Source organism: Nocardioides alcanivorans (assembly GCF_021555175.1).
Lineage (GTDB): Bacteria > Actinomycetota > Actinomycetes > Propionibacteriales > Nocardioidaceae > Nocardioides > Nocardioides alcanivorans.
Window position 1 is genome coordinate 112,130 of record NZ_JAKGRW010000002.1, and the last position, 14,563, is coordinate 126,692.

Below are 14,563 nucleotides of genomic sequence, written 5' to 3' on the forward strand. Positions count from 1 at the left end.
ACATGCAACCCTTCCGGATCAGCGATCCGCTGCCGACCGGCACCACCTTGCTGGAAGCGAGTGCGGGCACCGGCAAGACCTGGACGATCGGGGCCTTGGTGGCCCGTTTCGTCGCCGAGGGAGAGGCGCGCCTCGACGAGATGCTGGTGGTCACCTTCGGTCGCGCCGCGAGCTAGGAGCTGCGCGAACGCGTGCGCGCCCAGTTGGTCGAGCTCGACCGGGCCTACGCAGACCCGACGGCACCGCGCCGGCCCAACGAAGTGGTCGACCTGCTGCTCGACGTCGACGCCGACGAGCGACTGCGACGGCGCCGACGGGTGCGGGACGCCTTGGCGGAGTTCGATGCGGCGACGATCGCGACCACCCATCAGTTCTGCCAGCTGGTCCTGCGCAGCCTGGGGGTGGCTGGTGACACCGATGCCGATGCCACGTTGGTCGAAGACCTCGACGACTTGTTGGTGGAGGTCGTCGACGACCTCTACCTCCGTGGTTTCGCCGACTCCGACGACAAGCCGCTCTTCACCCGCGGAGAGGCGCTCAAGCTGGCCCGCGGTGCGGTGGGCGACCCGCAGGCCAGGTTGGAGCCTGGCGCCGACGATCCGTCGTCGCCCGCGGGACGGCGGGTCGGTTTCGCGCGCGCGGTGCGCAACGAGCTCGCGCGACGCAAGCGGCGCCTCGGCGTACTCGGCTACGACGACTTGCTGAGCCAGCTCGCCCACGCGCTGGCGCAACCGGATGCGCCGGCCCGGGCGCGGATGCGGCAGCGCTGGAAGGTCGTGCTGGTCGATGAGTTCCAAGACACCGACCCGGTGCAGTGGCAGGTGCTCGACCGGGCCTTCTCCGGCCACGCCACGATGGTGCTGATCGGTGACCCCAAGCAGGCGATCTACGCCTTCCGCGGAGGTGACGTCGTCACCTACCTCGCCGCCGCCGCGACCGCGACGCAGAGCCGGACCCTGGCCACCAACTGGCGCTCCGACCAGCCGCTGCTCGATCGCATGCAGGTCCTGCTCGAAGGGGCTGCCCTCGGCGACCCGAAGATCCTGGTGCGTCCCGTGCGAGCCGCCCACACCGAGTCACGGTTGGTCGGCGCCCCCGAGACCGAACCGTTCACGGTGCGGGTGGCGACCCGGTCGATGTTCGGAAAGCTTGGCGCCAAGGGCCTCGCGGTCGGCATGGTGAGACCCCTGATCGCCCGCGACTGCGCGGCGCAGATCAAGGCGCTCCTCGCCTCCGGCGCCCGAGTCGACGGCGAGCCGGTCGAGCCGGGAGACGTCGCGGTACTGGCTCACACCGGAGCACAGCTCCAGTTGGTGCACGAGGCACTCACCGAGATGGGGGTGCCTGCCGTGATCGCCGGAGGAGGCAGTGTCTTCCGCACCCCAGCCGCCCGTGAGTGGCTCGCGCTGCTGGAGGCGATGGAGCAACCCCATCGCTCGAGCCGGGTGCGCTCGGCGGCGCTCACCCCTTCGTCGGTCGGGGAGCGACCGAGCTCGACGCCGATCCCAACCTCACCGACCAGCTCTCCGAGCAGTTCGTGGAGTGGGCCGGGTTCTTCACCCGCCGTGGCGTGGCCGCGGTGCTGGAGGCGGCAGTGGTCGGTGGGCTGCATGAGCGCGTGCTCGGGTGGAGTGCGGGTGAGCGACACCTGACCGATCTGCGGCACGTGGGCCAGGCGTTGCACCAACTGGTCACCGTTGAACGGCTCGGTCTGGTCGCGGTGGTCCAGTGGCTGCGGGAGCAGATCGCCGATGACGCGCCTGAGGTCGGATCCGAACGCACCCGACGCCTCGACAGCGATGCGGCGGCCGTGCAACTCGTCACGATCCACGGCAGCAAGGGCCTGCAGTACCCGATCGTCCACCTGCCCTTCATCGCCGACAGGTGGACCCCGAAGCCCGACATGCCGCGCTTCCATGACACGGCAGACGACCAGCGGTGCCTCGACGTCGGTGGTCCCCAGGGCTCGCGGTGGAAGGACGACTCCGCCCGCCACCTGGCAGAGGAGGCCGGTGAGTCGTTGCGATTGCTCTATGTGGCGATGACTCGGGCCAAGAGCCAACTGGTCGCCTGGTGGGCCCCCACCAACAACACGCAGGGTTCGCCGTTGCACCGCATGCTCATCGGCCGGGGCCCGGGCACCGCTGTGGTCCCTGACGTGTCGATGCTGCCCTCCGACGCCGACGCCCACCAGTTCTTCGAGGCGTGGCGAGAGCGAGGTGGGCCGGTGTGGCGGTTGGCCACCGCGCAGACACCGCCGGAGCCGTTGCCTGCAGGCGCGCCTCCTGCGCTCTCGGTGCGGCAGTTCACCCGGGAGGTGGACACCACGTGGCGGCGTACCTCCTACTCGGCGTTGAGCAAGGCGGCCGAGACCGCGGCCGCAGCGGCCAGGCCGGGGGTCGACTCCGAGCCGGAACAGGCGCCGCGCGACGACGAGCCCGACACCGTCGAGGTGGTGGCCGGTGCGTCGGAGGTCGCGCGGCTCGCCGTTGGGGCCGACGTGCCGTCTCCGATGGCCGACCTGCCGGTCGGTGCCGGCTTCGGCTCGTTGGTGCACGCCGTGCTGGAGCACGCCGACCCCGAAGCACCCGACTTCACCACTGAGCTGATGACGCGGGTGCAGGAGGAGTTGCCACGTTGGCCGGCACCAGTGGAGCCCGAGGCACTCGCCGCGGCGCTGGTGACGGTCTGTGAGAGTCCGCTCGGCCCGCTCGCGCACGGGCGGCGGTTGGTCGACATCGGGTTGCAGCGGCGGTTGCGTGAGATGGAGTTCGAGCTGCCGCTGGCCGGTGGCGACGACGCCGACTATCCGGTCGACCGGATCCGGCTCGGTGACCTCGCACGGCTGCTGCGTGCCCACCTGCCCGTGGGGGATCCGCTGCTGCCCTATGCCGAGGCACTCGACGACCCGGCGCTTGGAGACCAGCGGCTCAACGGCTACCTGACCGGCTCGATCGACGTCGTACTCGAGATCGACGGCCGATTCCTGGTGGTCGACTACAAGACCAACTGGCTCGGTCAGCCCGACGTCCCGTTGACCGCCGCCGACTACGCGCCGTCCGCGTTGGCGGCGGCGATGGCACATTCGGACTATCCGCTGCAGGCCCTCCTCTATGCCGTGGTGCTGCACCGTTACCTGCGTTGGAGGCTTCCCGACTACGACCCGGACCAGCACCTGGGTGGGGTGCTCTATCTCTACGTGCGGGGCATGTGCGGTGCGGCGACCCCGCTGGTCGACGGACACCCCACGGGCGTCTTCTCGTGGCGCCCGCCCGCGGCGCTGGTGCTGGCGGTCAGTGATCTGCTCGATGGTGACGGAGGCGTGTCATGACCGAACTCTTCGAGGCCGAATCGCCTCACGACCACCGTTTCGCCCTCCGCGCTGACGGGGTGCTGGCCCAGGCCAACCGGGCCGCGCTGGTGACCGCTGCCGACGTGCACGTGGCCAGTCGCCTCGGCGTGCTCGGCGGTGAGACGGAGCAGTCGGTGCTGCTCGCCGTGGCGCTGGCCTCCGCTGCCGTGCGCAACGGATCGGTGTGTCTCGAGCTGGCCGACCTCGACGAGTGGCGCGCAGCCGCACCTGACGTCGCCTGGCCTGAGTCGGCCCAGGCGTGGGGTGCCGCTCTCGCGGAGTCCCGGCTGGTCGCGGCGGGGGTGCTCCACTGGGAGCACGACCTGTTGCATCTCGACCGTTACTGGCGGCAGGAGGGGCAGGTCGCCGATGACCTGCTGAGCAGGTCTGCCCGCCCGGTCCCGCCCCCGGCACCGGGGGTGGAGTCGGCTGCCGACCGACTCTTCCCCGGCGAGGGGTACGCCGATCAGCGAGCGGCTGCTCTCCAGGCCACCGCCACGTGGACGGCCGTGCTGACCGGCGGGCCGGGCACCGGCAAGACCACGACGGTCGCTGGGCTGCTGGCACTGCTGCTCGCGGCGTCCCCGGAGGGGACCGGGCCGTTGCGGGTGGCTCTCGCGGCACCCACGGGCAAGGCGGCCGCCAGGCTGAGTGCCGCCGTCCAGGACGAACTGGCGAAGGAGCGGTTCTCGGCTGCCGAACGCGAAGCGCTGGCAGGGGTGCGGGCGACGACCCTGCACCGGCTGTTGGGGGCCCGACCCGACACCCGCAGCCGTTTCCGGCACCACCGCGGAAACCGGCTGCCGCACGACGTCATCGTGGTCGACGAGACCTCGATGGTGCCGCTGACGATGATGGCGCGGCTCTTCGAGGCCGTGCGACCCGACACCCGGCTGGTGCTGGTCGGTGATCACCACCAGCTCGCGTCGGTCGAGGCCGGCGCGGTGCTGGCCGATCTCGTTGCCGGCCTCCCCGAGCAGCAGGTCGGCGTGCTCGCCCACAACCACCGCTCCGAGGCCGACATCGTGGAACTGGGCGAGGCGATCCGGTCGGGTGATGCCGAGGCGGTCGTGGCGCGGTTGTCGGCCGACTCCGACGAGGTGGAGTTCGTGGCGGAACCCGACGACGCGCTGCGGGCCCGGCTGGTGGGCGCCGCCGTGGAGCTTCGTGGTGCCGCGCAGCGAGGTGACGCCGACACGGCGTTGGCGGCCCTCGAGAAGCACCGGCTGCTGTGTGCCCACCGCGAGGGGCCCTACGGGGTCGACTGGTGGAACCGGCGCATCGAGCACTGGCTCGCCGAGACGATCGTGGACGGCGTCGACCATCCCCTGCGTGACCCTTGGTACGTCGGCCGTCCGGTGCTGGTCACCGCCAACGACCCGACGCTGGGCATCTTCAACGGTGACACCGGCGTCGTGGTGCGCACCCCCGCCGGCAGCCGCCGGGTGGTCCTCGAGACCGCCGCCGGACAACTGTCGTTGCCTCCGAGCCGGCTCGACGCGGTCGAGACGATGCACGCGATGACGATCCACAAGTCGCAGGGCAGTCAGGCCTCCGAGATCACGGTGCTGCTGCCCGACGAGGAGTCGCGGCTGCTCACGCGTGAACTGCTCTACACAGCCGTCACCAGGGCACGGCACCGAGTGCGGGTGGTTGGCAGCGAGGAGGTCGTGCGGGCGTCGGTGAGCCGTCGGGTTCGACGCGCGAGCGGGTTGCAGCACCGCCTCGCCGGTCGATGACCCGGGTTCGGTCGAGTGTCGTGTCGTTTCGGGTTTCCCGGCCGCGTCGCGGTGGCAAGAATGATGACGTGATCCCCTCCCGACGTTCCCGCCTCCGCGCCGCCTTGCCTGCTGCGTTGGTTGTCGTGCTGGTCGCCCTGACCGCATGCAGCAGCGGTGACGACGACGTGGAGAAGTCGAGTGACACCCTCGAGGGAATGAGCGGCGTGGAGATCCGCGACGCCGCCAAGGCAGCGATGAGTGAACTCGAAGCCGTGCATGTCGTGGCGTCGCTGCCGCAGGGCGAGCGCGCCATCGAGCTCGACGTCCGGGTGGACGCCGAGGGCAATTGCCAGGCATCCGTCGACATGGGCCCGGGCCGGGCAGTGCTGGTGGCCGACGGCACGGCGACCTGGGTGAAGGGTGATCGTGACTTCTGGGTCACCGCCACCACGAGCGAGGACCTTGCCGACCGGGTGGTGGGGGAGGTGGGCGACGGCTGGGCCAGGTTGAGCGATGACGAGTTCTCCGATCAGCTCACCGGCATCTGTAACCTGGACGAACTGATCGGCAGCATCAACGAGGGGGACAAGGCGGACATCGACGTGCAGGGCGTCGTCGACCACGAGGGCGCCGAAGCCCAAGAGCTGATGACTACCAGCGAGTCCGGTGAGATCAGCAACGTGCTGATCGCCTTCGAGGCGCCCCACCGGGTGCTGCAGGTGCGACGTGATGCGCCGGAGGCGACCGCGATCCACTTCGACGAGTTCGATGAAGCCGTGACGGTGCAGGTCCCCGACGACGACGAGACGGTTGCCTTGGCCTGGTAGCCCAGTGCGTTGGCACCGAGTCGGGGAACCGGAGTGCCTGCAGCGCCGTCACAGCAGAACAGAAGGGCCCTGACGGGCCGCAAGACGGTAGATTCACCGTCGAGACGAAGGAGTGGACGTGGAGTTGCACCACCAGCTGCAGGCGTTGGTCCAGCAGCGTGGCCAAGCGGTGTTGACCGATCCTGACGCGCTGCGCGCCGCGCTCGAGGACTACCTCGACGAGCAGACGGCGAGCACCGGCGACCTCAACCTCCTTGTCGACGCCGTGCGGCTGGGCGGCCTGTCCCGGCTTCGTTCCGCGTCACAGGGCGGCGCGCTCCCGGGCGCCGCGGTCGAGACCGCCGGCGACTTCCTCGCCCGCCAGCGCGGCAGCAGTGACGTCACCAGTGCCCAGTGGGCATGCGCAGCTCTCGGCTACGCGGTCGGGCTCGTGCCCGACCAGGTGCCGACCTCCTTGCGCCGGAATCTCACCAGCGGTGGCAGCGCCGGTTTCCCGCCTTCCGGTCCTCCGGTGGCGTCCCCGCCGCCGATGATGTCGCCCCACCCGCAGATGTCGCCGACCCAGCAGCCGTGGCAGTCCGGTCCTTCCGGCCCGCAGAGCGGACCCGGCTACGGCCCACCGCAGGGACAGCCGGGGCCCCCGACGGGTTGGTCCGGAGCTCAGGGGGCGCCGTACGCGCAGCCGCCGAAGAAGTCGAAGGCCCCACTCATCGCAGTGGGCGCCGTGGTCGCCCTGCTTGCGGTCGGCGGTGGCATCGCATGGGCGGTGGCCTCCGGCGATGATGACGACAAGAAGGCGGGCGGCGGTGAGACCACGTCACAGGGCACGGACATCACGGAACCGCCCAATGGCGGCCCCAAGCTCGAGGACCTGAGCCCCGAGGAGATCAAGAACGCCGTCGTCGACGACATGAGCGCGGTCGAGTCGCTCAACATGGCCGGCACCGTCGAGGCGGACCAGGTTCGGCTCGACCTGTCCATCGACGTCGACGGCAAGTGCGCCGGGTCGATGGAGGTGGAGGGAGGTTCGGCCAGCCTCATCTCCGACGGGGAGGACGAATACCTCAAGGGTGATCAGAGGTTCTGGGAGTTCAGTTCCGGGGGTTCGGCGCCCTCCGAGGTGCTCGACATGCTCGTCGGCAAGTGGATCCGCTCGCCGGGCACCGAGAACTTTGCCGACTTCTGCGACCTCAACAACCTGCTCGACGAGTTCAACAACGACGGCGCCGTCGACTTCGAGGTCGCGGGCACCAGCGTGGTCAACGGTCGTGAGGCACTGGAGCTGCGTGCCAACGACGGCAGCAAGATCTTCGTCGCCAACCAAGGTCCGCACCACATCTTGAGGTTGGTCAACGAGGGTTCGGATGCGGGCGAGTTCACCCTCTCCCAGTTCGACAAGCCCCTCGACATCGAGGCACCTGCCGACTACATCGACCAGCCCGGCAGCTGAGCCGCCCCGGCCCACGAGGGCCGGTGGCCGGTCCGTGCGTGGATCAGTGCGCGGAGGCCTGCGCCTTCACCGTGCCCCGCACGACCGGAGAGGTGCTCGCTTCGGCGGCGAGCTTGGTGCGCTTCTTCCTGGTGGCTCGGCTCTTGCTCGGGGTGTGCCAGTCGAAGTAGCTGTGTCCCGGTTCGGGGTCGCCGATCAGTTCGCTGACCGTGACCAGGGTGAACCCTCGTTGCCGGAGTCCGCGGATCATCGAGTCGACGGCATCGACGGTGGTGGGGCGGATGTCATGCATGAGTACGACGCTGTTGCGTCGCGCCTGCTGGATCCCGGTGCGGGAGACGTGGCCGGCGTCGCGGATCTTCCAATCGGTCGTGTCGACGTCCCACAGCACCTCACTCAGCCCGAGCTCGCCGTGGATGCGCAGCACCCGTGCGTCGGTCGCGCCGTAGGGCGGACGGGAGAGTGTTGGGCGCACGCCGGTCGTCTTGGTGATGAGCTGCTTGGTCTGGCGCAGCTGCCACGTCACCCACTTGTCCGACAGCTTGGTCAGGTCGGGATGCCCCATGGTGTGCACACCGACCTCGTGGCCGCCGCGCACGATCTGCTTCGCTGCCTGGGGACGGGCCCTCACCATGGTGCCGACGAGGAAGAAGGTCGCCTTCGCCTTGCGGCGCTCGAGGATCTTCAGCAGGCGCTGCGTGTCCAGGCCCGGGCCGTCGTCGAAGGTGAGGGCGATGCATTTCTTCTTCGCGCAGTTGACGCTGCGCTGCTCTCCGCGCTCTTCCTGGGACTTCTTCCTGTCGGTGGCGGTGGCGGCTCGGCTGCCTGTGGTCGCGTCCGGCTCACGGTCGGGCTCCTGCTCGTCGGTCGTCGTACCGATCGGCTGGGTCCCGGAGGCGGTGACCTGGGCTGCCTGCGGGGGCTCGTCACGGGTCAGCGAAACGCCGAGCGTGATCGCCATGGTGAGCGCCAACAGCGCCACCAGCGCGCGTACCTGCATGTCCTACCGTCCAACTGTCCCCGGGATGCCCAGAGGGGATCATCCCAGATCTCCCGGGCTCGCGTCGGAGAACCCCCGAAGCGCGTGTCACCACAAGTTACTGTTGAGTCATGAAGCGCTCGATCTACAACGACGACCACGACTCCTTCCGCGCGTCCGTTGCGGCTTTCCTCGATCGGGAGGTGAAGCCCCACGTCGAGGACTACGCCGCCGACAAGGCCCTGCCGCGGGAGTTCTGGACCGGCGCCGGTCGTCAGGGCTTCCTCGGTCTCGAGATCCCGGAGGAGTACGGCGGTGTGGAGGCGGGCGACTACCGCTTCAACGCGGTCGTGGCCGAGGAGATGAACAAGGTCAACGCCGCGCTGGGCTCCTGCTGGGGCATCCACGCCGACATCACTGCTCCCTACATCGTCGAACTCGGCACCGACGAGCAGAAGCAGCGCTGGCTGCCGGGGGTCGCGGCCGGCGAGATCCTGTTGGCCATCGGCATGACGGAACCCTCCGGCGGGTCCGACCTCGCTGCCCTCAAGACGACCGCCGTCCGTGACGGCGACGAGTGGGTCATCAACGGCTCCAAGACCTTCATCACCAACGGCTTCTCCGCCGACCTGGTCATCACCGCGGTGCGCACCGATCCGGAGAAGGGGCCCAAGGGGATCACCCTCTTCGCCATCGAGGCCACGAAGGAGGGCTTCAGCCGCGGTCGCAAGCTCGACAAGGTCGGTCAGGACGAGTCCGACACCGCCGAGCTCTTCTTCGAGAACGTGCGGGTCACCGACGCCGAGATCATCGGTGAGCTCAACATGGGCTTCATCCACATGATGCAGAAGTTGCCGCAGGAACGCCTCGGCTGCGCCATCTCCAACATCGCCCACGCCAAGCAGATCCTGGGTGAGACGCTGCAGTACACCAAGGACCGCAAGGCCTTCGGCCAGTCCATCGGGCAGTTCCAGCACAACAAGTTCCTGCTCGCCGACCTCTTCACCCGCATCGAGGTGGCCGAGGCCTATGTCGACAAGTGCGTCGAGGCCCACGACGCCAAGGAGCTCACCGCGGTCGACGCGGCCAAGGCCAAGTGGTGGACCTCGCAGGTCCAGAACGAGGTGCTCGACCACTGCGTGCAACTGCACGGCGGCTACGGCTTCATGAACGAGTACCGAGTCGCCCGCGCCTGGCGCGATGCCCGTGTCTCGAAGATCTGGGCCGGCTCCAACGAGATCATGAAGGAGCTCATCGGCCGCGACCTCGGCCTCTGAGCGCCCCTCGTTCCCCGGATCGTCCCTAACAGTTTTGTAGTTTCTGGCCCGGGAGCTACAAATCTGTTAGGGACGATCCCTCGTTCCCGGACTCAGAAGGCGGTGTGACTGCCGTCTCTTGTCTGGACCGGTGGTCTCGATTTCGCGAGACGGGGCCGTTGGGGGTGGCTGGGTTCTGCGAGCCTGACGGCATGGTGAGCAGTGGTCGCGGGTTCCACCCGGTGATCGGGAGGTGGCGTCTGGTGGGCAAGGCGTTGGACTCCCTGCGGAGCCGACGGGTACGGCGAGCGCTGTCGATCGACGCAAGCGGCGGAGCCGGGGTTACGCACCCCGACGCAGCGGTGGAGGAGTGGCGTGACGAGCAGGGCCGTCTGCACCGAGAGGACGGCGCGGCATGGGTGTCTGCGTCCGGAAGCGCGGAGTGGCGCAGGCACGGGCGGCTCCACCGAGTCGGTGGTCCGGCGATGATTCGTCCGTATGCGTCGACGTGGGCGGTTGACGGTGAGCGGCACCGCTTGGACGGTCCTGCCGTCATCCACGCCGACGGGACGGCGGAGTGGTGGGTCGACGGGATTCGGATCCACGGGCAGGACGCGGACAGGTTGGACGAACTCCATGCGGCTGGGGAGCTGACTCTGCTCGCCACCGTCCTGGCCGGGTGGACGCCGGGCGCGGACCTGCAGGCGCTCGTGGCTGCTGGGCTGAGCCGGGGGTGATCCCCAGCCGCTGCGTTCAGGAGCGGGAGATGCTGACGGCGAGGCCGATGAGGTGGCTGATCCGGGCGAGTTCGGACTCAAGGAACTCGGGGCCGCCGCGTCGGCCGAGGACGACGATGTCGTCGCCCAGCGGTGCAGCGGCAAGCACGTCGTTCTCGCCTTCGCCCTTCACCTGGATGCAGCGGTCGGTCTGGTACCACGCGATCTCGTTGGGCGCGGCTTGGCTGCGGTGCACGATCTCGGTGCCGTCCGGCGTACGCCGCACGCGAGCGGCCCAGTCGGACCGGAAGGTCGGGGGAGCAGCTCGATGAGCCGGTCCAGCGCCTGGACCGGGCTGACCGTCAGCTCCTCCACGGCTTCGAGGTCGAGGAAGAGGTTGCCGCCGGCCGCGTAGCGCGAGATCCACAGCACGTGGACGCCGTCGAGCAGGTTGCAGGCGCTCACGATCGAGTCGGGCATGGTGCCCTGGGCGATCTCGAGGAGCACGTCGTCGACCGCGGTGCCGTCGTCAGGGCGGTGTTCGACGATCTCGATCGCTTCGATGTCGCCGCCCGCCTCGCCGATGGCCGATGCGACCCGGCCCAAGGATCCTGGGACGTCGGGCAGTTCCACGCGCAGGAGGTAGGGCATGGAAGCACTCTAGCGATCGGTTGTTTCACGGGCGTCACGCTTTCGCCGGCTCGCACGGGCCCCTCCGCCTTCGACGATGTGGGTACGGCGGTCGGCCACCCGTGCATTCGGGTGCGCCGCGGACGGACTAACGTGACCGTCCATGAGCGCTGTCGACGGGGTGTCCCAGATCTTCGACCCGGAGGCGTGGGACGTCGTCCCCGGCTTCGAGGACCTCACTGACCTGACTTACCACCGGGCGAAGGCCCACGGCACCGTGCGGATCGCCTTCGACCGTCCCGACGTGCTCAACGCCTTCCGACCCAACACGGTCGATGAACTGCTGCGTACCTTCGAGCACGCACGCATGTCGGCCGACGTGGGTTGCGTGTTGCTCACCGGCAACGGTCCGAGTGAACGATCCGGCAAGTGGGCCTTCTGCACCGGCGGTGACCAGCGGATCCGTGGTCGGGCGGGTTATCAGTACGAGGACGGGTCCGCGGCCGCCGGCCACACCGGTGGCGAGGAACCGAGTGCCATCGACAAGGCCAAGCTCGCCCGACTGCACATCCTTGAGGTCCAGCGGCTCATTCGCTTCATGCCCAAGGTCGTCATCGCGGTGGTCAACGGCTGGGCAGCTGGCGGGGGCCACAGTCTCTTCGTCACCTGCGACCTCGCCATTGCATCGCTCGAGCACGGTCGCTTCAAGCAGACCGACGCCGACGTCGGTTCCTTCGACGGCGGCTACGGGTCGGCCTACCTCGCCCGCCAGGTCGGCCAGAAGTTCGCACGGGAGATCTTCTTCCTCGGCGAGGAGTACAGCGCCGAGGACGCCGTCCGCATGGGGGCCGCCAACCGCGCCGTGCCCCATGCCGAGCTCGAGAGGACCGCCCTCGAATGGGGCGCCAAGATCAACGGCAAGAGTCCCACGGCCCAGCGGATGTTGAAGTACTCCTTCAACCTGCTCGACGACGGTCTCGTCGGACAGCAGCTCTTCGCGGGCGAGACCACCCGGCTCGCCTACATGACCGACGAGGCCCAAGAGGGCCGTGACCAGTTCCTCGAGAAGCGGGAGCCGGACTGGTCCCCCTTCCCCTGGTACTACTGAGTTTCAGGCGTTTGCGCAGGTCAGGAACGGTTTGGGGGTCGCCCGACCCCCTCTGGTCCGCAAAAAGTCCGCAAGAATCTCAGCGGCGCTTTCGGAGCAGGCATCGCGCAGGTGAGCAGCCGTCAGGCGCGCGGAATCTCCTTGGCCGTGTCGGCTCGCGCTGCTACAGTTGGTGATCTGGGCTGGCCGCAAGGCCCTGGTCCAACCTTTAGGCGGGGACATCCCCCGCCACCCTCTTGAGGCGGGTTCTTCCCGCCTCAAGTCGTTTGCAGGGGTCGCGGCGTGCGTGAGTTGAGCATCTTCATCGACGAGTCAGGCGACTTCGGTCCTTTCGAGAAGCATTCGCCGTTCTACGTGCTCAGCCTTGTCTTCCACGACCAGAGTGATGACATCGGCGGCCACCTCGACAAGATTCACGAGGCACTGGTGGTGCGGGGACTGCCGGCCAATCATGCGATTCACACCGGGCCACTCATCCGACGCGAACAGGACTACGGTCTGCTCGACCGGGCGTCTCGGCGATCGATCTTCCGGGTCCTGGTCGACTTCGTGCGCACCTGCGACATCACTCACCACTCATGGGTCTTCAGCAAGCGCGAGCTTGGCGACACGGACCAACTCGTCAGCGCGATGGCGCGCGAACTCGGCGCCCTCATCCGGTCGAACTACGAGTTCTTCCTGTCCTGGGAGCGCATCGTCGTCTACTACGACAACGGCCAGAGAGAGATCACCCACCTCGTCAACAGCATCTTCAATGCCCACCTCAGCGTCGAGGTACGCAAGGTGGTTCCTGCCGACTACAGCCTGTTCCAGGCCGCCGACCTGTGCTGCACGCTGGCACTTCTGCGGCAGAAGATCAACACCGTCGGACTCACAGCTTCAGAGCGCGACTTCTTCTCAACCCCGAAGGATAGAGCCGAGCGAGCCTTGAAGAAGGGCTACTTCAAGACGCTCGACCGCAAGCGGTTCGGCGCGTAGGCCGAACCCGCTCACCTGAGAGACGGGTCTTGGGTGAGCGGCCCGCAAGGTTGGCGTCACAAGGAGAGCCCTCTCGGTGGTTGCTGGCGCGCTGCGGGACTGCCACGGCTGGCGTCTGGTGCGGTCATTCGCCGCTGGCCGCCATGTCGAGCGGAGGGGTTCGGCTTGGATGCGCTGCCACCGACAGCTTGCTTCATCAGGTCTCCTGCCGCAGCCCGCGTGCGGTCTTCAGCTGTGGGCCACAGGTGGCTGTAGGTGTTCAGTGTCGTGGTCGCGGTGGAGTGGCCCAGAGCTCGCTGGACGGTGACGACATCGCAGCCTGCTGCAATGAGACCCGAGGCGTAGAAGTGCCTGAGGTCGTGCAGCCGGACGTGCGGCAGCTTGGCGGCCGTGCGCGTGGCTCGCCAGCGCCAAGTGATGTCGTTGTCATACATCGGCCCGTCGCCGACCGTGAACAACCAGGCGTTCGGTTCGGCCTCAGGTAGGTGGGTGGTGATGTGCTCCGACAGTGCGGTCAGCAGGTCGTCGGGGAGGAAGACCACGCGCTCGGAGTTGTACTTCGGCAACCGCACGGCGTACGTCGACCCCTCGCGTTGAAGTTGGCGAGCGATCGTCAGAGTTCGCTGTTGGAAGTCGATGTCGCGGACCTGCACCGCAGCAGCCTCGCCCTTGCGAAGCCCGGCGAAGGCGCAAAGTGCGACGTAGGCGCGGAAACCCTTGCGTGTCGAAACGCGGGTGCTGTCGGCGTGGGCGAGGAGGCGGCCGACCTCGGCGACCGTGGGGATCTGCATGGCGGCTTCGGTCTTGCGCCGGCGTGGAAGGGTGACCCCGGCACACGGATCGGCACCGATGACGCGATCGGCGACTGCGGCACGAAAGACGGATCGAACAATCACGAATCTGACCTTCACGGTGGTCGGCGCCCACTTCTCGGAGGCTTCCTTGACCCAGGCCTCGATGTGGGAGCGGCGGATGGCCTTGAACGGCAGATCGCCGAATGGAACAGACCCAACGGCCAGGTCCGCGTTTGCCCTGGTCGATGGCAACCAGAGTTGTCGAGGTGCCCAGTCGGCGTAGAACTCGTCGAAGGTGGTCCTGCCTGCGCGAGGTTCGACCCAGGTGCCGTCGCGGAGGCTGGCGGTGATGTCGTCGAGCCAGCGTTGGGCATCAATGCGCCGACCGAAGTGACGGGACCGTTCGCGGCCTCGTTCATCGCGGTAGCGTGCGCGCCAGCGCCCGTCGGGTCGCTTGGCGATGTTGCCAGCCATGGCACCTCACCGCGCTTCCGGGCGGCGGCTCTGCTCGGCACGCCAGAGAATCAAATCAGTGCGCCAGTAGCGGACGTGGCGACCGAGGCGAAAGCTGTGGGGTCCGTCGCCGCAGTAGCGCCAGTAGCGCATGGTGGCGACGGGGACTCGCAGGAGGACGGCAGCTTCCTGGATCGAGAGCATCTCGTCGTGTTCGTGGTTGTCGGGATCGATGAGTGGAGTCGTCATGGTCGTGCTCCTTGCCTGGTGAGGAGGCCAAGCGGTTCTCAGCCTCACCC

Annotated in this window: 13 protein-coding genes and 1 pseudogene; 9 read left to right on the forward strand and 5 right to left on the reverse strand. The window is 68.4% G+C overall.

Translation table 11 applies throughout. The annotated features are described in order from the left end of the window. The first annotated feature begins 2 nt into the window (after positions 1-2). The 5 genes and pseudogenes from L1066_RS00670 (at position 3) to L1066_RS00690 (ending at position 7,350) form a co-directional block, all read left to right on the forward strand. Positions 3-1,652, forward strand: a pseudogene (locus tag L1066_RS00670) (UvrD-helicase domain-containing protein). Beyond that, positions 1,538-3,331, forward strand: coding sequence for a 3'-5' exonuclease (locus L1066_RS00675; protein ID WP_235734445.1), 1,794 nt, complete (start codon positions 1,538-1,540; stop codon positions 3,329-3,331). Before L1066_RS00670 ends, L1066_RS00675 begins: the two are co-directional and overlap by 115 nt. After that, entirely contained in the window at positions 3,328-5,091 is a 1,764-nt protein-coding gene (gene recD, locus L1066_RS00680; protein ID WP_235734446.1) for an exodeoxyribonuclease V subunit alpha, read from the forward strand. Before L1066_RS00675 ends, recD begins: the two co-directional genes overlap by 4 nt. A 68-nt stretch (positions 5,092-5,159) precedes the next feature. After that, complete coding sequence (locus L1066_RS00685; protein ID WP_235734447.1) at positions 5,160-5,900, forward strand: hypothetical protein; 741 nt, start codon at positions 5,160-5,162, stop codon at positions 5,898-5,900. A gap of 118 nt (positions 5,901-6,018) precedes the next feature. Beyond that, positions 6,019-7,350, forward strand: a complete 1,332-nt coding sequence (locus tag L1066_RS00690) for a flagellar basal body-associated FliL family protein (RefSeq protein WP_235734448.1) — start codon at positions 6,019-6,021, stop codon at positions 7,348-7,350. Positions 7,351-7,393: 43 nt separating this feature from the next. Here L1066_RS00690 and L1066_RS00695 read toward each other — a convergent pair whose 3' ends face one another. Next, positions 7,394-8,350 carry a polysaccharide deacetylase family protein gene (locus L1066_RS00695; RefSeq protein WP_235734449.1) on the reverse strand — a complete coding sequence of 319 codons (957 nt, stop codon included), beginning with the start codon at positions 8,348-8,350 and terminating at the stop codon, positions 7,394-7,396. A 110-nt stretch (positions 8,351-8,460) separates the two neighbouring features. Here L1066_RS00695 and L1066_RS00700 point away from each other — a divergent pair, with 110 nt between their 5' ends. After that, the gene (locus L1066_RS00700; protein WP_235734450.1) at positions 8,461-9,606 is read left to right on the forward strand and encodes an acyl-CoA dehydrogenase family protein; all 1,146 of its coding nucleotides are present in this window, start codon (positions 8,461-8,463) and stop codon (positions 9,604-9,606) included. A gap of 191 nt (positions 9,607-9,797) precedes the next feature. Next, the gene (locus L1066_RS00705) at positions 9,798-10,322 is read left to right on the forward strand and encodes a hypothetical protein (protein ID WP_235734451.1); all 525 of its coding nucleotides are present in this window, start codon (positions 9,798-9,800) and stop codon (positions 10,320-10,322) included. Positions 10,323-10,338: 16 nt separating this feature from the next. On the opposite strand, the gene L1066_RS00710 is transcribed toward L1066_RS00705, so the two are convergent. Both L1066_RS00710 and L1066_RS28280 read right to left on the reverse strand, forming a co-directional pair. Further along, entirely contained in the window at positions 10,339-10,494 is a 156-nt protein-coding gene (locus tag L1066_RS00710) for a hypothetical protein (protein WP_235734452.1), read from the reverse strand. Next, positions 10,491-10,952: an ACT domain-containing protein gene (locus L1066_RS28280; protein WP_376707623.1), complete on the reverse strand. Its 462-nt coding sequence runs from the start codon at positions 10,950-10,952 to the stop codon at positions 10,491-10,493. The genes L1066_RS00710 and L1066_RS28280 overlap by 4 nt, the downstream gene beginning before the upstream one ends. A gap of 142 nt (positions 10,953-11,094) precedes the next feature. Here L1066_RS28280 and L1066_RS00720 point away from each other — a divergent pair, with 142 nt between their 5' ends. Continuing rightward, positions 11,095-12,039, forward strand: a complete 945-nt coding sequence (locus L1066_RS00720) for a 1,4-dihydroxy-2-naphthoyl-CoA synthase (protein ID WP_235734453.1) — start codon at positions 11,095-11,097, stop codon at positions 12,037-12,039. A gap of 282 nt (positions 12,040-12,321) precedes the next feature. Further along, complete coding sequence (locus tag L1066_RS00725; RefSeq protein ID WP_235734454.1) at positions 12,322-13,017, forward strand: DUF3800 domain-containing protein; 696 nt, start codon at positions 12,322-12,324, stop codon at positions 13,015-13,017. 56 nt (positions 13,018-13,073) lie between these two features. Here the strand turns inward: L1066_RS00725 and L1066_RS00730 are convergent, their stop codons facing one another. Both L1066_RS00730 and L1066_RS00735 read right to left on the reverse strand, forming a co-directional pair. Next, complete coding sequence (locus L1066_RS00730) at positions 13,074-14,285, reverse strand: tyrosine-type recombinase/integrase (RefSeq protein WP_235734455.1); 1,212 nt, start codon at positions 14,283-14,285, stop codon at positions 13,074-13,076. 6 nt (positions 14,286-14,291) lie between these two features. Next, positions 14,292-14,513: a helix-turn-helix domain-containing protein gene (locus L1066_RS00735; RefSeq protein ID WP_235734456.1), complete on the reverse strand. Its 222-nt coding sequence runs from the start codon at positions 14,511-14,513 to the stop codon at positions 14,292-14,294. Between the last annotated feature and the right edge of the window lie 50 nt (positions 14,514-14,563).

What these genes read in the sequence shown, in the direction of transcription:
- recD (WP_235734446.1), top strand. Translation starts at nt 3,328, where the DNA reads ATGACCGAACTCTTCGAGGCCGAATCGCCTCACGACCACCGTTTCGCC.
- L1066_RS00695 (WP_235734449.1), bottom strand. Translation starts at nt 8,350, where the DNA reads ATGCAGGTACGCGCGCTGGTGGCGCTGTTGGCGCTCACCATGGCGATC.
- L1066_RS00700 (WP_235734450.1), top strand. Translation starts at nt 8,461, where the DNA reads ATGAAGCGCTCGATCTACAACGACGACCACGACTCCTTCCGCGCGTCC.
- L1066_RS00705 (WP_235734451.1), top strand. Translation starts at nt 9,798, where the DNA reads ATGGTGAGCAGTGGTCGCGGGTTCCACCCGGTGATCGGGAGGTGGCGT.
- L1066_RS28280 (WP_376707623.1), bottom strand. Translation starts at nt 10,952, where the DNA reads ATGCCCTACCTCCTGCGCGTGGAACTGCCCGACGTCCCAGGATCCTTG.
- L1066_RS00720 (WP_235734453.1), top strand. Translation starts at nt 11,095, where the DNA reads ATGAGCGCTGTCGACGGGGTGTCCCAGATCTTCGACCCGGAGGCGTGG.
- L1066_RS00730 (WP_235734455.1), bottom strand. Translation starts at nt 14,285, where the DNA reads ATGGCTGGCAACATCGCCAAGCGACCCGACGGGCGCTGGCGCGCACGC.
- L1066_RS00735 (WP_235734456.1), bottom strand. Translation starts at nt 14,513, where the DNA reads ATGACGACTCCACTCATCGATCCCGACAACCACGAACACGACGAGATG.